Raw genomic sequence first — 20,531 nt, 5'->3', positions numbered from 1 at the left:
AAAATGCCTGAAGATAAGAAAGAAGAAACAACGCAGGAAAAAAAGAAAAAGATTAAAATTAGATTGGATTTTCTTAAATCATTAACAAAAATTGATTATGTTGGTGCATTTAAAAGTTTATGGAAAAGAAAATTACTTCTTATGTTTATAGTGGGATTAGTGGCACTTATAGTTTCTATTGCTTTGCTTATTTCAATTTTTACCAGGCCAAAAACAGTAGAAATTAAATCAGAGCAGGGAACAACGGTAGTTAAAAATCTCTATATTCAAATTCCTCAAGGGGCTTTTCCCTACAAAAAAGAATTTAACCTTATTCCTATAACTTCCCAGGATAATCCAGACCTTTTTGCAAGTTCTCCTTTTGTGGATACTATTTATGATGTTGTACCAACGGATGGAAAAAACGATATGGCTTATATACCTATACGTTATAGGTATTATTTTCCACAGGAATTTTATCAGGGAATTGAGTATAACAACATTGCTCTGGCATACATTCCAGAGAATAGTAACGTGTATAGAATATTCCCGGGTTCATATATAGGTCTGGATGATAAGGGATATTACGCAGAGGCTCAATCGTTCCATAGTTCTAAAATAGGAGTTGTTGTGCTTTCACCTAAAAAACAGGAGCTTGGAATCAAAGTACTTGCAGAGCAGGTATCGGAAAAACCTGTGGTGTTAATTGTCCCCGGGACAGATAAAAATTTTTCTGGTTACTTTAAATCTGAAATTAATCCGGATGTAAATTTGTGGTCTGTTATTTTCCCTGATAGAACCATTATGCTGTACAATTATCCGCTTTATCAGACGCGTTCAAAAATGTATCAGGATATGGCTAACGATTTTTTCAAAAGGACTGGTTTAAAGAGTTACATTGAATTTGAGGCAGAAAGATTAATAACTGAGTTGAAAAGATTTAAAAATTTTAAGTTCGATATTGTGGCACAAGATGTTGGTGGTTTAATAGTTTATTATGCTCTGGCACTACACCCTGAAATTCAAAACGTGAGGAAAGTAGCATACGTTTCTGTTCCTTTTTCAGGCACTAATATAGTTAATCCGGTTTACTTTTCCTCGCTTTTGTATGGAAAAAATCCAGAAGCTCTTTCCGCTGTTTATAATATTCAAAAAGATATAATTACTGCAATACAGAACCACATATTTACATTCATTGAAACTGTGAATACATATTGGAGTGATCTCATTCCCGGATCAGAATTTTTGAAAAAAATCAGTCAGTTAAATCCTCCTTCAGTAGAAAGTATTGCTTTTATGGGGACAAAACCTCCGCTCTCCATAGACGTTTCGGGTTCTTCGCTGGAAAAGTTTTATCCTGAACTTGCCAGAGGAAAAGGTGATGGTATAGTAGTAAATTCGTCTGCAAAAATAGGAAATATGCAGCTTGTTCCAATAAAAGGTTCTGTATATTCCTATTATTCAACCACAGAATTTGTTAATAAACTAAAAGAATTTTTCGCATACAAAACAACGTTGGTACCAGAATATAAAGATGATACTTATAGAGAATATATTTCAAAGACGGAAAAAGAACGTGAAGTTTATCTTTCCCGTTTAAGACCATATAGATTTGACGGAGCAAAAATTGGCAATTCTGTTGTTTTAACCCCTGATAAAACATTAGAATATCCTGGTAAGCAAATAGCTATTTTCAAATCCGTAATATATACAGCAGATAAAGATGGGTTATATGGAAATGGCACAAAATTACTTGATGGTCCTATAAATAATTTAAAGGCGTCATTTGGAGGAGTGTCATTTAGAACAACTGATAAAATCTATTTTTATAGTCCGGCTGTAAAAAAAGTCTACGATGTGGTATACGCAGGCGACTTTCTTGCAACAACAGAGGGGGTCTACACTGCTATATTTTCTGGAAACACAGTAAGTTTCTGGGATCCAAAAAATAATAAGATAAAAGAATTACGTGGGCAATATGGAAAGTTTAAGGTTGATAAAAACTATTTAATAATGTTTACTAACAAACAGATATTTATTCCAAAGCTTAATTTAACTCTTTCAGTACCGGAAACTGAAGGGAAAAGTCTTGATATAACTGACGTTATTGTCGTACGAAACGAAGTTTTTGCAATCACGAGAAATTATGGGCTTATTTTCTTTGATATTGGAACCGGGAACGGGATTTATATAGGAGAAGGCTGGATAGGAAATAAAGGAATTCATCAAATTGGAAATTATATCTTCACAATTGGTGAAAACTTTGTGACTATTGTCGACCTTGCGGAAAGAAGGGTGTTGAGAATTATAGAAAAAGTAGATGCGCAGGTTTTCAGTTCAGGTTCTGATACAGACTACCTTTATCTTGTAACAGACAGAGGAATTATAAGATATAAAATACTAAAAGATTAAAAAATGGAGGGATATAAATGTTGCATCTTTTTCTCGGGCATTTTGTTGCAGATCATGGCTTTACAAACAATAGTAAAATAAGAAATCTTCAGAATTTAAAACTCTTCCAGCATATGATCTGGTCAATTTTTGCAATTCTTGCTTTCACATTTGACACGCTGTTAAAAAGCTCCTTTACTATAACAGTTTTGGTAATTTTTATAGTCATACACCTGGTAATGGACTACGTTCGTGTAAAAGTTAAAAATAAGTTCTATTTGCATATTATAGAACTAACAGGGATTTTTACAGCTTTAATCTTTAATTTTTTGGTATCGAAATATTTTGAATTTTCTTATCTTTCAAAAGAATTTGTTTATTATCTGTTGGGAATGGCTGTTGTGTCAACGGCTGTATCTTATTTTTTTAGAAATTTTTACCCGGGAGATGAAGATTTTGAAGACCTTGAAGGTATTTCAGAAAGACTTGCGTTTTTTGTATTTTTTCTGGCTGGAAAGCCAGGACTGGCATTCCTTTCACTTGGGATAGGATTTTTATATAGAATCTGGAAAATAAAAAAATTCAGTCATGTGTGGTGGATAAGCCCCCTTTCAAGCATTATTATCACTGTATTGTGGAAACCACTTATTTTTTAATCCCTGACGGGAGGTGTTTAAATTGACTTTTTCTAAAAAAAGAAATTTAATATACTTAGTTTTTGTATTGATAACCTTTTTATCCGTTATTTTTGTTATGAAACTAACTGAAAAAACACCTCCCAGAGTTTATTTACTTTTCCCTGAAAATAATTCGTTTCTTTCGAAAAGAATGATAGAGTTTTCGTGGAACGTTGAGTCCAAAAAATCTGAAAATGTTATCTCAAAATTACTTTTTGGCGAGGCTACCCCAAATTCTATTGTTTACTCTGGAACAAATACTGTATATGAATTAAAAGGCTTAGAACCATCAAAAACATATTACTGGAAGGTAATGATAACCGATGGAAAGTCATCAAAAGAATCAGAAATTTACAAATTCACTGTAATAAACAGCCCTCCAAAAATAATTTCACAGGCAACGCCAGTAAATGAGGAAATATTGAATGAAAGAAAAGTAACTCTTGGCTGGAAAGCTGTAGATCCTGATGGCGATCAACTTTTTTTTGATTTATTTTTTGGTACTGAAACCAATCCTCAACTTTACGCGAAATCTCTCGATAAGAATAGAATTACAATAAAACTTCCAAAACCTGGAAATTATTATTGGAAAGTAATTGCCAGGGATAAGTATGGAGGAATTTCAGAGAGTCCTATCTGGAGTTTTGAAGTTGAAAATCATCCTCCTGCAAAACCTTCGGTTACCGTGATGAAAAAAGAAAACAATCTTATTATTTCCTGGAAAAAAGTAAAAGATTTAGATGGTGATCCTGTAAAATATGATCTTACGTTGTACAAAGACCAAACCAAAATTATGATTTTAAAAGATTTAAAAACAAATAGCTACACTTTAGAAAACGCATCACCTGGAGCTCTATATGGTGTAAAGTTAATTGCGAAAGATCCTTATGGGGCAAAAAATGAAAGTGATACTATTACCATTAAAATGCCAGATTTGAATCAACCACCTGAAGTTAGCCTTATATTTCCAGGGAATAGATCAATTAGTATGCCTGAGAAGGTTGTTTTGAAATGGTCCGGTGTAGATCCTGATAGTGAAGATATAAGTTATGATATTTACATCGGGAAATCTATTGATAAAATGAAACTAATTTCAAAGAACTACAAAAATAACATTTACGAACTTAGAAATTTAGAACCTTTTACAGTTTATTACTGGAAAATTGTTGCAAAGGATAATTCTGGAAACTCATCTGAGAGCAGTATAAATTCATTTTCAACAGGTCCTTATGTGAACATAAAAGTTATTTACGGACAAAAATTTTCTGATGTTGTAAATGATATGTATCTTCTGGAAGACGAAACGTTTCTGATATTAGGTACTTCTGAACAATTGAAAAAAAACAAAGTTGATGATGACTTGATTCTTTTGAAAACTGAAGGATTCCAGATTAGCTGGGTGAAAACTTTTATGCGGGATAGGAATCAGGAAGGTGTAAAAGTACTTTCTAATAAAGATTATATTTATATACTTGGAAACGATGAAATAAATAATGGTGATATGTTCGTTAAAAAGCTTGATAGAAGCGGCAATGAACTATGGACAAAATATTATGGAGGCAATGAAAAAGATACAGCTGTTGATATGATAAAAATCAGGGATGGTTTTATTGTATTGGGGAGTAGCTGGTCGGCAGATTTTATTAAAGGAGAACGCTCTGGATGGAACGATATTTTTATTATGAAAATAGATTTTGAAGGAGATGTTCAATGGATTAAAAGTTATGGCGGTAGTTCTCTTGATAATGCGGTTAAGATTCTGGATTTAAAAGATAGGTACGTAATAGTAGCTAATACAAGGTCTTCTGATTATCTTGTTCCAAAAAACTATGGAAAATTCGATGTGTGGATATTTTCTATTTCGAAAGATGGAAAATTGCTCTGGAGTAGAATTTTTGGAGGGAAAGATATAGATAAAGCTTCTGCAGCCATTGAATACAATCAGAATATAATAGTTGCGATGAAAACTTATTCCAGTGATAATGATATTGCAAAGAACTATGGAGGAAGTGATATTCTTTTAATTGAGCTCGACAAAGATGGAACTCTGGTAAAGAAATTAACAGTTGGTGGAAACGGAAATGATGTGTGTAATGAACTTCTTGCACTGGATGATGGTATAATATTAATTGGTTCCACTACATCAACCTCTGGCATTTTCTACAAAGATTTTTACAATAAAAAAGGTTTAAAAGATTATTTCGTTATGAAAATCACTAATGATAAACTCATCTGGAGTAGAGTATCTGGTGGTTTCGATAATGATACAGCTATTGTTGGAAAATTAGCCGGGAACAAATTGTATTTTACTGGTTACACATATTCAAGAGATGGAGATTTTAATTCAAATTCTGGAGAGAGTGATATATTCATGGGATACATCCTGCTTGAGAGGTGAAGGAATTGATAAAGGATTTTTTGAAAAGGCGTTGGCCTTTTTATTTAGCTGGAATAATAATGCTTATAATTGTAGATACCCTCCAGCTTCTTATCCCCAGATTTATATCAAAGGCTGTAGATACTCTCAACACAAGTACTCCTGACATTTCATTGATAGCCATTTTGTCGTGGTCTATAGTTGGCGTGGCTTTGGGTATGTTCCTTTCAAGGTTTTTTTGGAGATTTTTTATTATAGGAAGCTCACGAAAGTTTGTTTATGAAGCGAGAAATTATCTTTACAAGAAAATATTATCCCTGGATATGAGTTTTTTTGATAAAAATAGAAGTGGCGATTTAATGGCACATTTTACCAACGATATGAATAACGTTGAGCGGATGCTTGGACCCGGTATAGTTTTGATGGTAGATGCGCTCTTTATGTCCTCTATAACATTATTTTTTATGGCTACCACTGTTGGATGGCGCTTGACATTCATAGCTTTAATTCCTCTTCCATTTATAATAGTAATTTCAGCAAGCTTTGGAAAATTTATTTTTACGCGTTCCAAAACTGTTCAGGATACATTTTCTGATATGAGTGGGTTTATTGAAGAATCAATCGATGGTATTCGTATTGTAAAAACGTTTTCAATACTGCCGAAATTTGAAAAAATATTTTCAACTAAAGCTAATAACAATTTTAAGGCTAATATTTCTTTAATAAAATTGTGGGGAGTCATGTGGCCTTCTATTCATTTTATAAGCTCTCTTGCTTATTTTCTTGCCATAGTTTATGGAGGGCCAATGGTAATAAAGGGAACCGTTTCACTTGGTGCTTTCATTGCTTTTAATAGTTACATAGGTATGATTGTGTGGCCGTTAACTGCTTATGGGTGGGTAATAAACATGATACAACGAGGCCGCGCATCATATGCAAGAATTAGAAAGATATTAGAAACTCCTCCACTGGTTACTGAACCAGAAGAACCTGTAGAGATTAAAAGTATCGATTCTATTAAAATTGAAAATTTGAACTTTTCCTATCCTTTTACTGAAAGGCTTGTGCTCAAAGATGTCTCAATGGAAATAAAATCCGGTCAGCTTGTTGGCATTGTCGGCACGGTTGGAAGTGGAAAATCTACATTGGTAAAAATTATAAGTAAATTCTATCCTGTAGGCAAAGGTCATCTTTTTATAAATGGCATTGATATAAATTACATTCCATCTGATATAGTGAGAACAAAAATTTCTTATGTTCCACAAGAAACCTTTCTTTTTTCAACCAGTGTTGAAGAAAACATAGCTTTTGGTATGGAAGATTACAATGAAGAGTTAGTTGAAGCATACGCGTCGCTTTCAGCTGTTGATAAGGATATAAAACAATTTCCAGAAGGGTACAAAACAGTCGTTGGAGAAAGAGGAGTGTCACTTTCAGGTGGTCAGAAACAACGTGTGACAATAGCGCGGGCTTTAATGAGGAATGCGGATGTTTATATATTTGACGATTGTCTTTCAGCTGTTGATCCAGAAACAGAGGAAAAAATCATTTCCAGTCTGAGAAACACCATGAAAGATAAAACAATGATAATCATAACTCACAGGTTAAAAGTTTTACGCAATGCAAATATAATATACGTACTTGATGAAGGGAAAATTGTAGAAAAAGGTTCTCACGAGGAACTCCTATCAAAGGGTGGATTATATGCTCAAATGTATCGCAAACAAATGATCGAAGAGGAATTAGAAGAAACAAATTAATGTGTTCTGCTGTAAAGTCTTTATTTTATTATCTCATAATGGGGAGGTGTTTATTGTGAAAAAGGTTAAACTTTTAACTCTGGTTTTGTTGGTTATAGCTTTAACATTGTTTGGCACAAAAGTAACGATTTTTCATGTTAATGACACACATGGTCATGCATGGCCGTTTAGTGAATGGCGCAACCCTGGTATTGGTGGATATGCGGTAATAGCATCAATTATCGATGAAGAAAGAGCTTCAAACCCAAATGTCCTTTTCCTTCACGCTGGTGACTTAAATACAGGTGTTCCAGAATCTGACCTTCTCAACGCTTTTCCTGATATTTTCGCGTTTAACAGAATAGGACTTACAGCAATGGTTGTTGGTAACCACGAGTTTGATAAGCCACGTGAGGTACTCAACTATCAAATGAATATAGCAAAATTTCCATTTTTGTCAGCAAATATATACAAAAATGGAAAACCTTTCTTTACACCTTATATTATCAAAAATGTTGGAGGAGTTAAAGTCGCAATATTCGGCCTTACAACTGAAGAAACTGCTATTCTAGAACCACTTTACAGTGGAGATTTAGAATTTAAAAACGCAATTGAAGTTGCGAAAAAACTTGTTCCAGAATTGAAAAAGGAAGCAGATATCGTTGTTGCTCTTACTCATCTTGGGATGGGAATGGAACATTCTGGAAACTATACAACATCAGAGCAACTTGCAAAAGCTGTAAATGGGATCGATATTATAGTAGATGGTCATAGCCACACAAATTTAAAAGAGGCAAAAGTTGTAAACGGAACAATTATCGTACAGTCATGGGAATGGGGCAAAAAATTAGGGAAACTCGAGCTTGAAGTAGAAAATGGAAAAATTAACAACTGGTCATGGGAAGCTATTCCTGTGAATTTAAAGAACTATAAAGGTAAAGATGAAAATGGTAAATCCATTTACGAATACGTAGGCAAACCATATCCTGAAGCTGTATATGTTAAAACTCCACTTGATGTATTCAAAAAGATAGGTTCTGAAAAGCTCGATACTGTAATTGGAGAGACAAAGATTCTTCTTGATGGCGAACGCGCTCATGTACGTTCTGGAGATACCAACCTCGCACACATTATAGCAGATGCGATGATATGGAAAACAGGTGCAGATATTGCCTTCCAGAATGGAGGAGGTATTAGAGCATCAATACAGCCTGGAAAAATAACTATAAGAAATATACTTACAGTTCTTCCGTTTGGAAATACTGTGTATGTAATGAAACTCAAAGGATCAGAAATTATGAAAGTTCTTGAATATGCTGCTACAATTCCTGAAGGAAAAGGAGCTTTTCTACAGGTAGGAGGACTTACATGGAAAAGTGAAAATGGAAAAGTAACAGAAGTTTATGTAAACGGTCAACCACTGAACCTGGACAAAGTTTACGTAGTTGCTACAAATAATTATATGGCCGGTGGTGGAGATGGTTATTCTATGTTGAAAGCAAACAAATCTTCAGGTTATGATACAGGCTTTGTACTGGCAGATGTGGTTGTTGAATATATTCAAAAAGGACTTAAAGGATTAATAAAGGATTATGATGATAGTCCTCGATATGAGCGAAAATAATTGAAACAATAAAAAAAATTAAACCCCCGATGATCTCCATCGGGGGTTTTTTCTATTCTATTACTCACGTGGAAAAACGATAAATTTCAGCGCAGTTCTTGATTCATTTTCAATACTTACATCTGTAAACGCAGGTACGCATACAAGGTCAATTCCGCTTGGTGCCAGATAACCTCTCGCAATAGCAATAGCTTTAACTGCCTGGTTAACAGCACCGGCCCCTATTGCTTGAACCTCTGCCTTTCCTTTTTCTCTAATAACACCCGCAAGAGCCCCTGCAACTTTGTTTGGATTAGAGTTTGATGCAACCTTGAGTACTTCCATGGAAGATACCTCCTTTTCCCTTGTGATGAGAATAAGTTTGCTACAGCACAGTTTTGAATCTTCAAAATAGTAACAACTGGCGCGCCCGGCAGGACTTGAACCCGCAACCATCGGATCCGAAGTCCGACGCTCTATCCTGTTGAGCTACGGGCGCGTTTTTATAAAACAAATGGGGTGGCTAGTGGGATTTGAACCCACGACCACCTGATCCACAGTCAGGCGCTCTACCAACTGAGCTATAGCCACCACAAATAAAAAATATTTATATATTTCAAACTCCACTCTGGCGCGCCCGGCGGGAGTCGAACCCACAACCCTCGGATTAGAAGTCCGATGCTCTATCCTATTGAGCTACGGGCGCTTACCATTTCCTGGAGCGGGCGACGGGACTCGAACCCGCAACCCCCGGCTTGGAAGGCCGGTGCTCTACCAATTGAGCTACACCCGCCTGCTGGTCGGGGTGACTGGACTTGAACCAGCGACCTCCTGTTCCCAAGACAGGCGCGCTAGCCGACTGCGCTACACCCCGTCAACCAAAGCCGTGAATTATTATAGCACACGACTAAAAGAGTGTCAATAACCCGAAAACTAAAGAATCAAAAATTCACTTACATTTCAAAAAATATCAAAGTACCACGCAATATGACACTTTATTTTAAAAAATAACCTTGCAGCATGCAAATTAGATTTACTCTAACCAGATCAGAAAATAACAGGCAGTTATATTTAATATGTTATTTTAAATCCCGTATCAGTGTATTGTGTGTCTTCTATTTGAACGTTATCAACTCTTGCTGTTATAGGACCTTTTGAAATCTCTTTAATAAAACCACTCAAGTTTTCTTTGTCTCCACATGCAACAATTTCCACAGAACCATCTGGAAGATTTCTAACATATCCATTTATTTTTAAGCTTTTTGCTATATTATACGTCCAGTATCTAAAACCTACCCCTTGAACTATCCCGTAAACTAAAATTCGTTTGCACATATTATCCACCTTAGAGTTGTGTTAATTAAAAACCTCCCCTGTGAAAAGGGGAGGTAATATGTGTTAAAAATGAAGTCTCATAAAATCTGCTTTTACTCCGGATACTTCATTAAGTTTTTTGCAAAGCTCCTCATGCTTTTTCTCATCATCTACAAGTTCCAGAATAATAAGTCCTGAGTTTGAACAGTAGTTTGGAACACCTTCATGGAGCCCCAATCGTGTTTTGATGTAACATCCATACTCTGTTAAAAGCTCCTGAACTTTTGTTGCAGACACCTCACGATTGTCAATAAGAATGGCCATGACTGTTCTCACAGTGATATCTTTCATATCTCCCATGATCCCCCCTCCTTAAGTAAGCCTTTTATGCTTCTTTTTCATAAGGTATACCATCTGCTTTAGGCGGTCTTGATCTACCAACAAATCCCGCCACAACTATTATAGTCAGTATAAAAGGTATCATATCAAACAATGGCTTAACAGTAGCTGGAACGTGTATCAAGGAACTGCTTTGAAGTTGATTTGCAAATGCACTTGAGGCTCCAAACAGAATACTTACGAGCATTGCGCCTACAGGGTTCCATTTTCCAAGAATCATTGCAGCAAGTGCAATAAAACCTCTACCGCCTGTCATAAGTTCTCTGAAATGACCCACTTCACCTATACTAAGATATGCACCTGCTATTCCAGCAAAGACTCCACTCATTAACACCCCAAAGTATCTTATGCCATACACATTAACTCCCAGAGTATCTGCGGCTTCTGGATTTTCACCCACAGATCTCATTCTAAGTCCAAGTTTTGTCTTATAAATTAACCACCATGAAAAAACCACGCTTGCAAAAGCAATATATACCATTGGGCTCAATTCTCCTATAATTTTTCCAATGAAAGGGACCTTTGCTACACCCGGAATTTTAATTTCCTCTATTTTTCCAACAAAGTCTGTTTGTCCAGGTTTTCCAAATATTGGTTCCATCAAGAAGCCTGTAACACCCTGAGCAATGAGGATTATCGCAGTACCTAAAACCACCTGATCGCCTGCCCATTTTATACTTCCCCATGCGTGTAACCATGCCAATGCAACTCCTGATACAATGGCCATAAATACTCCGATCCACACATTTCCAGTTAACCATGTAAAAACTACAGAAGTAAATGCACCTATGAGCATTATTCCTTCAAGAGCGATATTTACTACTCCTGTTATTTCACTGTACACCCCTCCAAGAGCGGCGAATATTAACGGTGTTGATGCTGTTAAAGTTATTTTATAAAATAGGGGGTTTATAAAAACCAGAAAGATTGCTTCCAGAATTCTCATGCGTTCACCCTCTTTCTGATCATAATAGTACGTACAATTCTATCAGCGGCTACCAGGAAGATTACTATACCTTGAACGATCATTACCATGTGTTTTGGGACGCCTATAAATTGCATTTCATTACTTCCAGTTCTAAGGGCACCTATAAGAAGTGCTGCGAATATTATTCCTATTGGGTTGTTTTGACCTATCAATGCGATACTTATTCCATCAAATCCTTTACCTCCTGAAAGTTCTCCAAGGAATCTATGATGAACTCCCATTAGCTCCATTGCTCCTGCAAGTCCAGCCAGTGCACCACTTACAGCCATAGCAAGGACTACATTTTTTCCAACACTTATTCCACCGTACTCAGCAGCGTATGGATTGAATCCTACTCCTTTTATTTCATAACCAGTAACTGTTTTGTTTAAAAGTATATACATGAATATCGCTGCAACAATAGCTATAATTATTCCACTACTCATTTCTATAGCCCCTACTTTCATTAAAATCGGAAGTTGAGCAGAATCAGCTATTTCAGGACTTTTTGGTGTTCCAGAACCAACTGCAAGAGGTCCTGTAACCATGTAAGAAGCAAAATATGTTGCTATCCAGTTTAGCATTATTGTGGTAACAACTTCATGAGCACCTGTCTTTGCTTTAAGATACCCTGCAATTGCAGCGTATGCAGCACCTACACTCATTGCAATAAGCATTGTAAGTGGTATTGCAACAACCGGGGGTAATGAGCCAAAGTTTCCTGCAAACGCAGCGGCAATTAAAGCACCCATAACCATTTGACCTTCCGCACCAATGTTAAACACTCCTGCTCTGAAACCAAAACCTACCGCCAGTCCTGTCAAAATCAAAGGAGTGGTTTTTATAACAGTATCGGCTATTGCCTGCTTTGAACTAAAAGCTCCTCTCAAAAGGGCTGCGTAAGCTTCAAAAGGACTTTTACCGATAAGCACAATAATGACAGCAGAGAATAACAAAGCAATAATTACTGAAACAACAGGTACAAGAATCGACCATATCTTTTTGTTCATCTTATCCCCTCCGAACCTCTTCTAATCTATGTCCAGTCATCATCAAACCAACTTCTTCGATGGTTGTTTCTTCGGGTTTTACTTCTCCCATTATTTCTCCTTCATACATAACCAGAATTCTATCACTTAACGAGAAAATCTCCTCCAATTCCATTGAAATTAATAATACTCCAACATCCTGTGCTCTTAATCTCAAAATTTGCTTATGGATAAATTCTATAGCTCCTACATCCAGCCCTCTTGTAGGTTGTGCAACCACTATAAATTTAGGATTCATTTTTATCTCTCTACCAACTACCAGTTTTTGCTGATTTCCTCCGGAAAAGTTTCCACCTAAATGTTCGATTATCCTTGGCCTAACATCAAATTCTTCCATTAAAGCTTTTGTGTATTCAAACATTGCTTTGTGATTTAAAAATGTTCCATTGGAAAATGGTCGATTGTAATGTTGACCTAAAATGACATTATAGTAAGCTTCGAACTCTTTTATAAGTCCGTGCTTTAACCTATCTTCAGGAATATGTGCCATACCAAATTGCCTTAATTCCTTTACTGTAGCACCTGTCACATCTTCTCCATTAAAGATTATCTGCCCACTTTCAACTTTTCTAAGACCCGTTATGGCTTCCACAAGCTCTGTTTGACCATTACCGGCTACACCTGCTATACCTACTATTTCTCCTTTTCTTACAGCGAACGATATTCCTTTAACGGCTTCTAAATTTCTGTTGTCTCTAACCCTTAAATCTCTAATTTCAAATATAATATCTTTGGCTTTGTGTGGTTCTTTTTCAACCCTTAAAACAACGTCACGTCCAACCATATGACGTGCTATTTCTTTTGGATTAGTTTTGGAAGTTTCTAATTCTCCTGTAACTTTACCAAGTCTCATAACGGTTATTCTATCGCTTATTTCCATCACCTCATGCAATTTATGTGATATAAATAGAATTGTTTTACCATCAGCTTTGAGCTTTCTCATGATTTCAAAGAGTTCCTCAACTTCTTGCGGTGTTAAAACAGCCGTAGGCTCATCCAGAATTATTATATTTGCGCCTCTGTAAAGAGTTTTTATGATTTCTACACGTTGCTGCATTCCAACGGGTATATCCTCTATCTTTGCATCAACATCCACTAAGAGTCCATATTTTTCAGAAAGTTCTTTCACTTCATTTCTCGCTTTTTTCAGGTCAAAGTTTAATCCTTTTGTAGGTTCAGAGCCGAGAACTACGTTTTCAGCAACAGTTAATGTATCTACAAGCATAAAATGCTGGTGGACCATTCCTATTCCTTCACGTATTGCGTCTCTTGGACCTCGAATTTTCACTTTTTTTCCGTTTATGAAGATGTCTCCGGCGTCTGGGTGGTAAAGACCATATAATTGGTTCATAAGGGTACTTTTACCTGCTCCGTTTTCACCAACTATAGCGTGGATATCTCCTTTTTTCACTTTCAAAGTCACATGATCATTTGCTAAAACGCCAGGAAAGCGTTTGACTATGCCAACCATTTCCACCGCATACACAGTTTATTCTCCTCCTTTCCACGTTCCTCTTTGTCACTCAACTAAAGATTTCTCCTCAGTTGAATGACAAAGCAGAACGGGGGCAAATTGCCCCCTTAATATTTTTTAGAATGGGAATACTATATTTGGAACTCTGAAAGATTTAAGTGCTTCTTCTGTATTAGGAACTACAAGAATTCCCTGTTTGATTAAGTAAACAAGGTATTCAAGTTCTGCAACTGTTCTGTTGGAAATGAGCCCTTTTGTATATTTCATTGGACTGAGTCTGACACCGTTTTCTGCAAGACCGAGCGTATGAATACCTGGTGTCCATTCACCATTGTAGGCCCATATTACACCGTAATAAGATGCTGTGTCTACACCTTTCATGGCACTTGCGAGAACTACGCCAGGTGCCATGTAATCCTGATCAACATCAACGCCCATGGCAAAAAATCCGCCATTTTCAAATGCATATTCAATAATTTTTGCCATGTCTTCGCTTCCAACCAGAGATACCATCTTTTCTTTGGCTGCTTCTATAACACCGTTACCAACAGCTCCACTTGCATGGAATATAACGTCGGCTCCTTCTGCAAATTGAGCAAGAGCAAGGTCTTTACCTTTCTTTGGATCGCTGAAGCTGTTAGCGTACCCTTTGAGGATTGTGACATTTGTACCATGAAGTTCGTTGTAAACTTTTACACCAGCTTCAAAACCGTATCTAAACCTTTCCACTGGTGGAATTGGAATACCACCGATAAATCCTACTTTTCCAGTTCTTGTAGTGGCTGCAGCAACGTAACCAACCAGGAATGCTGATTCCTGTTCCTTAAAGAGGAATGATATGACATTTGGTGGAACTACATCTGTAGGTGGGGCAATGTCAATTCCAGCAAAATAAACATCCGGGAACTGTTGTGCAACTTCAAAGAGTGCGTCTGTCATCATGAATCCAACTGCATAAACTATTCCTCCATCAGGCTCTTTTTGAATTTCCTGTGCCGCTTTTGTAAGGTTTGAAATATAATCTGCCTGTTCGTAGGATTGTATAACTTTTGTTTCTATCCCTAATTCCTCTGCTGCTCTCTTTATACCAGCCCATGTACCATCATTGAAAGATTTGTCCCCAAGACCACCTGTATCAGTCACCATGATAGCTTTGAAAGCAAAAACAGAAACCATGAGTAAAGCCAATATCGCAAAAACAAACAGCTTTTTCATAAAAGCTCCCTCCTTTTCCAAAGTAATGTTTACACTCCCTTACGGGAAGGCTTTAAAATTCTAACTATTGTTAATACAACTACAGGAATTAATACGATTGGAATTGCAAAAGAGTAATTAACTTTCAATATTGGAACTCCATATTGTACCAAGAAATCCAGCGGGTTTATTAGCATTAAAATTCCTGAAATAATTGATGCCACGTACCATAAAACATCTTGTTTGAAGTTAACCGCGCTTAAAAACATAGCAATTGAAAGCGTCAAAAACGTAATTATTCCCCACTTTTCTTTTATGAAAGTAGCCGGAGCGCTTTTTGAGTCTTCAACATTTTTAATTGTTTCTTCAATTTTTGAAAGCGTGGGTTGAATTTCAGGGTAATATAATTTCTTTCCAAGTTCTTTCAAATAATCTGCTTCAAATTTTTCATCCACTATTCTTGATAATTTTTTTGAAAAACTTTTTAATGCTTTTTCTGAAGATTTATATTGCTTGTATCTTATTCCTTCCTCTATCTGATAATTTTCCAGCTCATCTTCTATGTTTTTTACATCAAATATTCTTTTTTCAAAACTAACAACGTTCATGTAATTTTCATCTTTTATTTTACCATCTAAAGCTTTGGTTCTTATTTTAAGTCTCTGAACAATATCTTCGGTTTCTCCTATGCTCGAGTTAACAATGGAAGTTAAGTTCTTTATAATATTGGAAAATTTTGAATATTGATCTTTAACAACATCTCCAAACAAAGTATCATAATAAACAGAATTATCGAAACCAGAGTTATTAGCCATAACAAGTTCTTTAATGAAAAAGGTTGGGACAAATAGAGAAATAAGAAGCAGTATTGCCATACTGAATTGCAGGTACCTGCGATTTTTAAAGAAAATATATATTGAGCTCAAAAAGGCAAAAAATGAAATTAGCCCATATAGTGCAGCGTTGCCTGTTGACAGAGAGTCGAATGCTATAAACAGATAAATTATTTCAGATATAGAAATTAACGTTAGTATCAATTCCCAGTTCTTTTTCATATAAAAGATTATCGCAAGTAATCCTCCATATACAAACCATCGTATCCACCAGAAATTTGCTGCTTTTGGGGTGATTTCCGCTATTTTTTCCGAATAATCATTTTTTAACCCCGCAATAACTTTTATTATATTTCTTTGCATTAATCCACCGTAACGTCCTATGCTTTTACCAATAATTTCTGGCTTTTTCTTTGAAAGGAGTTCAACATAACTGGAAAAAGCTTTTATAAGTTCTTCTGAACTTGTTAAGTATTTTATTTCATAATCATAGCCACCTTTATATCTTGGTTTGTAGTTAAATTCAAAATTATAATGTGGAGCATCGATGTCATAAGGAAGTTCAATATCTGCGCCAAGATGAGCAGCTAATAAATCTGTAAAATAACTTCTTGCTGCGAAAATCACTTTATTTTGATATGAATTAAAAAATTGATTAAAGTTTGGAGAGGCTTTTATAAAACTTGGTCCAAATTTTTTTCTTTCAAGGATTGCTTCCAGATAGGCAAAGAAAGCGGCTCTTGCAAATTGTTCTTCTTCGCTTGTTCCCTTAAATTTTCTGTAAATAACATTCAAATAATCTCCCACTTTTTTCGTGACGTCTGTTTTTTCAACGCTTCCAACTAATCTTATCTTGTAAAATCGATACAATGGTAACTCTCTTTCGATAATTGGTCTGATATCGTTAACGAAAGGTTCATCGAGTTTCTTTGAATAGGCTTCAAGGTAATTTAAGTAAATCGATTCGGCTTTTTGTAAATCAAGCCCAAAAATGGTTGTAACAAAAATTACCATAATGATAACACTGACAAAATGTTTCATTTAAGAAGCACCTCCGTTGTTTTTTGCTTTGTTTATTCAATCGTATTAGAAATTTTATCATAAGTTTTGAAAATTTATCACCTTGAATTATAGCACAATTTTACCTGAAAATTTGCGTTTTTTGTATTAATAGGAGTTAATGAATTGTTTTTCATTTATGACTGCAAAGTTATATAATATTTAACGGTTACTTCAACTTATTTAACTTACACTTTACCAATAAGGAGGGGGAAACTTTATGGAGGCAACAAACTTTATGATCCTAAAACCATTTGAAAATCTGAAAATTGCAGATTTTTCCAATTCTGAAACTGAATTTATGATGAAAAAAGCCCTGGAAAAAGTTGCTGTAGAATTTGGAAAGGAGTATGACATAGTTATTGGAGGGAAGGCATACAAAAGCGATAAAAAGATTAAATCGATCAACCCAAGCAAAACAGATGAAATTGTAGGATACACAAATTCAGCAACAGAAGAATTAGCTGAGTTAGCTGTGGAAAAGGCCTGGGAAGCATTTAAGACTTGGAGTAAAACACCTGCTTACAAAAGAGCTGAATTTTTGCTTAAGACGGCTGATATCCTTAGAAAAAAGAGATTTGAATTTGGTGCAACAATGATATATGAAGTTGGAAAAAACTGGGTGGAAGCAGATGCGGATTTTGCGGAAGCTGTCGATTTTCTGGAGTTTTATGCCCGTGAAATGCTCAGATACGCCTCTGAACAACCTTTAGTTCGCATACCAACAGAAAAAAATGAGTTAAGATATATACCTCTTGGAGTGGGAGCTATAATACCACCATGGAATTTTCCTCTTGCCATTCTTGTTGGAATGACCAGTGCCGCAATAGTCACCGGGAATACAGTTGTTTTGAAACCAGCAAGTGATAGCACTGTTATTGCAGCGAAATTTTTTGAAGCTTTGCAAGAAGCTGGACTACCCGATGGAGTTGTGAACTTTTTACCTGGAAGCGGTGCGCTTGCCGGAGAATATCTGGTAAAGCATCCTAAAATAAGGTTTATAAGTTTTACCGGTTCGAAAGACGTAGGGCTTAGAATAAATGAACTTGCTGCCAGGCCTCAACCAGGACAAATCTGGATCAAAAGAACCATCCTTGAAATGGGTGGGAAAGACGCGATAATTGTTGATGAAACAGCTGATCTTGATTCTGCTGCTGAGGGAATTGTGACAAGTGCGTTTGGATTTCAAGGGCAAAAATGTAGCGCCGGTAGTAGAGCCATTATAGTAAAAGATGTTTATGACAAATTAGTAGAGAAAGTTATAGAAAAAGCTGAAAAAATAAAAATGGGCGATGTGAGGTTCAGAGAAAACTGGTTAGGACCAGTCATTAATCATGGAGCTTTTGAAAAAATCAAGGCTTATATAGAGATTGGGAAAAATGAAGGCAACTTAATTTTTGGGGGTAATACAAGAGAAGAATTAGGAGGATTTTTCATAGAACCTACTATCTTTAAAGATGTGGATGGAAATGCAAGAATTGCTCAGGAAGAAATATTTGGTCCTGTTTTAGCTATTATAAAGGCTAACGATTTTGAAGAAGCGCTTCATATAGCAAATTCTACAGAATATGGACTAACAGGAGCTTTATATTCAAAGTCAAGAGATAGGATAGAAAAGGCAAAAGAGGAATTTCATGTGGGAAACCTTTATTTTAACAGAAAATGTACTGGTGCCCTGGTTGGAGTCCATCCATTTGGGGGCTTCAATATGTCAGGAACAGACAGTAAAGCGGGTGGAAGAGACTATCTTGGACTTTTCCTTCAAGCAAAAGCTATTTCGGAAAAAATTCTTTAAAAAAAGGTCGGCAGGCTGCCGACCTTTTATTTTTAAAATTATTCTTCAATAATAATTGCTGCTGTTGGACAACTATCTGCGGCGTCTTTTGCACAATCAAGATCTGTTTCTGGTTGAAGCACTTTTGCTTTCATGTTGTCATCCAATTTGAAAACATCTGGACAAAGGTTTTCACAAACACCGCAGCCAATACATGTTGCTTCATCAACTCTTACTTTCACCCTATTCACCTCCTGATATCATGATTCGTAATTCATTATATCACAGAGTCCCACCTTCTGCAAAACCTTTTATACTTTTATTAAGCCTTTTGAGATAACTTTTTATAGCTAAATTACCTTGTTTTAAAGACTCCTCTATTTGTCTTATATTCTGAACAACAGAAGAGTGGGTTTTGTTGAAAAGGCGGCCAATTTCCCGGGTTGACATACCTAAGTATTTATGAGCGTAATACATCCCTATTTTTCTTGCAAAAGATATGTTTTTCAATCGTTTTTTTGAAAGTATATCTTCTTTATTACAATCAAACATTTCTGAGACGATCTCAAGGAGTTTGTCGTTGTCTGTATTTTTAGAGCTTACTGACGGGAGCAAAGAACGAGCTATTTCCATATTAAGTTCACCAAAAAGGTTCTTATATGCGATTAGTTTTAGTATTGCTCCCTGAAGGAGTCTGGGACTATCAAATATGTCAACCACGTAGAGTAATATTTCGTCATTTATTTCTCCACCTTTAACCTCCATAATTTTTCTTGCTATTTTTATTAATGCGTCTTTAGAAGGTTTTTCTATTTTCACAACTATTCCCATTTGGAAGCGCGAGACCATTCTCGAATGAAAATCTTTCAATTCTTGAGGTGGACGATCAGAACATATTATTATTTGTTTTCCTGCTTCATGAACGGCATTAAAAGTATGGAAAAGTTCTATTTGTGCTCCAGGTTTTCCTATAAGAAACTGTATATCGTCTATTATCAATATATCGGCCTTTTTTCTATATTTCTCTCTAAACTCTTCAGTATTTCCTGCTTTTATAGCTGTTATCATTTCATTCATAAATTCTTCGCTTGTTAAATACGCTACTTTCATGTCGGGATCTGTTTCAAGAACATAATTTGCTAATGCCTGGGCAAGATGTGTTTTGCCTAATCCTACGTCGCTGTAAAGAAATATAGGATTATAAAATCCAGGTTTTTTACTGGCTTCCAAAAACACGTTGTAAGCGAATCTGTTGAAATCGCCGACTACCATGTTTTCAAAAGTGTATTTATTGTTAAGTGGTGTTAGTAAAAGTGGTCTTTTACGTATAAGAGCTCCTTCATCTTTAAAGCTATTCTGGTGCGATGTGTTAACTTCGGCATAAACTATTTCAAATGTTGAGTTTTTACCCAGTATTTCCCGAACAACCTTGGATATCACCTTTCCAAACTCTTTTTCAAGGTGATCTTTTACAAAGATATTTCCTACTTCGAACACAACATGGTTGCCGTCTATTTTTTTTACAGAAAAATCAGAAAACCAGTGTTCCCAACGCTGTCTGCTAATTTTTTCACGCAGGGCTTTTATTATCGCATCTTTCATAGGATTACACCTCATGTGGGTTTTTTCTCTACTGGGAGGGTGCAAAAGATATTATCTCATACCCTAATGTAAAAAATCAAGAAACAATTGTGTCAAAGTT

General features: G+C 35.8%; 16 protein-coding genes and 5 tRNA genes. 6 read left to right on the top strand and 15 right to left on the bottom strand.

From position 1 onward, the window contains the following. The first annotated feature begins 3 nt into the window (after positions 1 to 3). Genes JYK00_RS00105 through JYK00_RS00085 form a run of 5 tightly spaced genes read left to right on the top strand, consistent with a single transcriptional unit; the run spans position 4 to position 8,787 of the window. On the top strand, positions 4 to 2,391 hold the full coding sequence (locus JYK00_RS00105; protein WP_207566715.1) for a hypothetical protein: 2,388 nt from the start codon (positions 4 to 6) through the stop codon (positions 2,389 to 2,391). A 17-nt stretch (positions 2,392 to 2,408) separates the two neighbouring features. Next, positions 2,409 to 3,026, top strand: a complete 618-nt coding sequence (locus tag JYK00_RS00100; RefSeq protein WP_207566714.1) for a hypothetical protein — start codon at positions 2,409 to 2,411, stop codon at positions 3,024 to 3,026. Between the two features lie 22 nt (positions 3,027 to 3,048). Further along, positions 3,049 to 5,445 carry a fibronectin type III domain-containing protein gene (locus JYK00_RS00095; protein WP_207566713.1) on the top strand — a complete coding sequence of 799 codons (2,397 nt, stop codon included), beginning with the start codon at positions 3,049 to 3,051 and terminating at the stop codon, positions 5,443 to 5,445. Positions 5,446 to 5,450: 5 nt separating this feature from the next. After that, entirely contained in the window at positions 5,451 to 7,184 is a 1,734-nt protein-coding gene (locus tag JYK00_RS00090; protein ID WP_207566712.1) for an ABC transporter ATP-binding protein, read from the top strand. 55 nt (positions 7,185 to 7,239) lie between these two features. Continuing rightward, positions 7,240 to 8,787 carry a bifunctional UDP-sugar hydrolase/5'-nucleotidase gene (locus JYK00_RS00085; protein ID WP_207566711.1) on the top strand — a complete coding sequence of 516 codons (1,548 nt, stop codon included), beginning with the start codon at positions 7,240 to 7,242 and terminating at the stop codon, positions 8,785 to 8,787. A 60-nt stretch (positions 8,788 to 8,847) separates the two neighbouring features. Here the strand turns inward: JYK00_RS00085 and JYK00_RS00080 are convergent, their stop codons facing one another. The 13 genes from JYK00_RS00080 to JYK00_RS00020 form a co-directional block, all read right to left on the bottom strand. Next, positions 8,848 to 9,111: a stage V sporulation protein S gene (locus JYK00_RS00080; RefSeq protein ID WP_207566710.1), complete on the bottom strand. Its 264-nt coding sequence runs from the start codon at positions 9,109 to 9,111 to the stop codon at positions 8,848 to 8,850. A gap of 77 nt (positions 9,112 to 9,188) precedes the next feature. Continuing rightward, a tRNA-Arg gene (locus tag JYK00_RS00075) sits at positions 9,189 to 9,265 on the bottom strand. Positions 9,266 to 9,281: 16 nt separating this feature from the next. Continuing rightward, positions 9,282 to 9,357, bottom strand: a tRNA-His gene (locus JYK00_RS00070). Between the two features lie 38 nt (positions 9,358 to 9,395). Next, a tRNA-Arg gene (locus JYK00_RS00065) sits at positions 9,396 to 9,472 on the bottom strand. Positions 9,473 to 9,483: 11 nt separating this feature from the next. Then, positions 9,484 to 9,559, bottom strand: a tRNA-Gly gene (locus JYK00_RS00060). 4 nt (positions 9,560 to 9,563) lie between these two features. Beyond that, a tRNA-Pro gene (locus JYK00_RS00055) sits at positions 9,564 to 9,640 on the bottom strand. A gap of 197 nt (positions 9,641 to 9,837) precedes the next feature. Then, complete coding sequence (locus tag JYK00_RS00050) at positions 9,838 to 10,101, bottom strand: acylphosphatase (RefSeq protein ID WP_207566709.1); 264 nt, start codon at positions 10,099 to 10,101, stop codon at positions 9,838 to 9,840. A gap of 63 nt (positions 10,102 to 10,164) precedes the next feature. Continuing rightward, positions 10,165 to 10,431, bottom strand: coding sequence for a hypothetical protein (locus tag JYK00_RS00045; RefSeq protein ID WP_207567566.1), 267 nt, complete (start codon positions 10,429 to 10,431; stop codon positions 10,165 to 10,167). 34 nt (positions 10,432 to 10,465) lie between these two features. Further along, positions 10,466 to 11,425: an ABC transporter permease gene (locus JYK00_RS00040; RefSeq protein ID WP_207566708.1), complete on the bottom strand. Its 960-nt coding sequence runs from the start codon at positions 11,423 to 11,425 to the stop codon at positions 10,466 to 10,468. Then, positions 11,422 to 12,456 (bottom strand): ABC transporter permease, encoded by a 1,035-nt coding sequence (locus tag JYK00_RS00035; protein WP_207566707.1) that lies wholly within the window; start codon positions 12,454 to 12,456, stop codon positions 11,422 to 11,424. Before JYK00_RS00035 ends, JYK00_RS00040 begins: the two co-directional genes overlap by 4 nt. Before the next feature lies 1 nt (position 12,457). Continuing rightward, positions 12,458 to 13,966 carry an ABC transporter ATP-binding protein gene (locus JYK00_RS00030; protein ID WP_207567565.1) on the bottom strand — a complete coding sequence of 503 codons (1,509 nt, stop codon included), beginning with the start codon at positions 13,964 to 13,966 and terminating at the stop codon, positions 12,458 to 12,460. Between the two features lie 120 nt (positions 13,967 to 14,086). After that, a complete protein-coding gene (locus JYK00_RS00025; RefSeq protein WP_207566706.1) occupies positions 14,087 to 15,184 on the bottom strand; it encodes a BMP family lipoprotein in 1,098 nt (365 codons plus the stop codon). 29 nt (positions 15,185 to 15,213) lie between these two features. Further along, positions 15,214 to 17,037 (bottom strand): hypothetical protein, encoded by a 1,824-nt coding sequence (locus JYK00_RS00020; RefSeq protein ID WP_207566705.1) that lies wholly within the window; start codon positions 17,035 to 17,037, stop codon positions 15,214 to 15,216. 238 nt (positions 17,038 to 17,275) lie between these two features. Between JYK00_RS00020 and pruA the strand changes: the two genes are divergently transcribed. Next, entirely contained in the window at positions 17,276 to 18,850 is a 1,575-nt protein-coding gene (pruA, locus tag JYK00_RS00015) for an L-glutamate gamma-semialdehyde dehydrogenase (protein WP_207566704.1), read from the top strand. 38 nt (positions 18,851 to 18,888) lie between these two features. On the opposite strand, the gene JYK00_RS00010 is transcribed toward pruA, so the two are convergent. Both JYK00_RS00010 and dnaA read right to left on the bottom strand, forming a co-directional pair. After that, positions 18,889 to 19,071 carry a ferredoxin gene (locus JYK00_RS00010; RefSeq protein ID WP_207566703.1) on the bottom strand — a complete coding sequence of 61 codons (183 nt, stop codon included), beginning with the start codon at positions 19,069 to 19,071 and terminating at the stop codon, positions 18,889 to 18,891. Between the two features lie 40 nt (positions 19,072 to 19,111). Next, a complete protein-coding gene (gene dnaA, locus JYK00_RS00005) occupies positions 19,112 to 20,431 on the bottom strand; it encodes a chromosomal replication initiator protein DnaA (protein WP_207566702.1) in 1,320 nt (439 codons plus the stop codon). Positions 20,432 to 20,531: the final 100 nt, after the last annotated feature.

The sequence above is a fragment of the Thermosipho ferrireducens genome, from assembly GCF_017358165.1.
GTDB lineage: Bacteria > Thermotogota > Thermotogae > Thermotogales > Fervidobacteriaceae > Thermosipho_B > Thermosipho_B ferrireducens.
The sequence above is the reverse complement of the archived record's forward strand: the minus strand, read 5'-3'. Positions and strand labels throughout refer to the sequence as shown.

Bases quoted from the DNA above. Each gene is read 5' to 3' on its own strand.
- JYK00_RS00030 (WP_207567565.1), bottom strand. From the start codon at position 13,966: ATGGTTGGCATAGTCAAACGCTTTCCTGGCGTTTTAGCAAATGATCAT.
- JYK00_RS00080 (WP_207566710.1), bottom strand. From the start codon at position 9,111: ATGGAAGTACTCAAGGTTGCATCAAACTCTAATCCAAACAAAGTTGCA.
- pruA (WP_207566704.1), top strand. From the start codon at position 17,276: ATGGAGGCAACAAACTTTATGATCCTAAAACCATTTGAAAATCTGAAA.
- JYK00_RS00050 (WP_207566709.1), bottom strand. From the start codon at position 10,101: ATGTGCAAACGAATTTTAGTTTACGGGATAGTTCAAGGGGTAGGTTTT.
- JYK00_RS00045 (WP_207567566.1), bottom strand. From the start codon at position 10,431: ATGAAAGATATCACTGTGAGAACAGTCATGGCCATTCTTATTGACAAT.
- JYK00_RS00035 (WP_207566707.1), bottom strand. From the start codon at position 12,456: ATGAACAAAAAGATATGGTCGATTCTTGTACCTGTTGTTTCAGTAATT.
- JYK00_RS00025 (WP_207566706.1), bottom strand. From the start codon at position 15,184: ATGAAAAAGCTGTTTGTTTTTGCGATATTGGCTTTACTCATGGTTTCT.
- JYK00_RS00105 (WP_207566715.1), top strand. From the start codon at position 4: ATGCCTGAAGATAAGAAAGAAGAAACAACGCAGGAAAAAAAGAAAAAG.
- JYK00_RS00020 (WP_207566705.1), bottom strand. From the start codon at position 17,037: ATGAAACATTTTGTCAGTGTTATCATTATGGTAATTTTTGTTACAACC.
- JYK00_RS00100 (WP_207566714.1), top strand. From the start codon at position 2,409: ATGTTGCATCTTTTTCTCGGGCATTTTGTTGCAGATCATGGCTTTACA.
- JYK00_RS00040 (WP_207566708.1), bottom strand. From the start codon at position 11,425: ATGAGAATTCTGGAAGCAATCTTTCTGGTTTTTATAAACCCCCTATTT.
- dnaA (WP_207566702.1), bottom strand. From the start codon at position 20,431: ATGAAAGATGCGATAATAAAAGCCCTGCGTGAAAAAATTAGCAGACAG.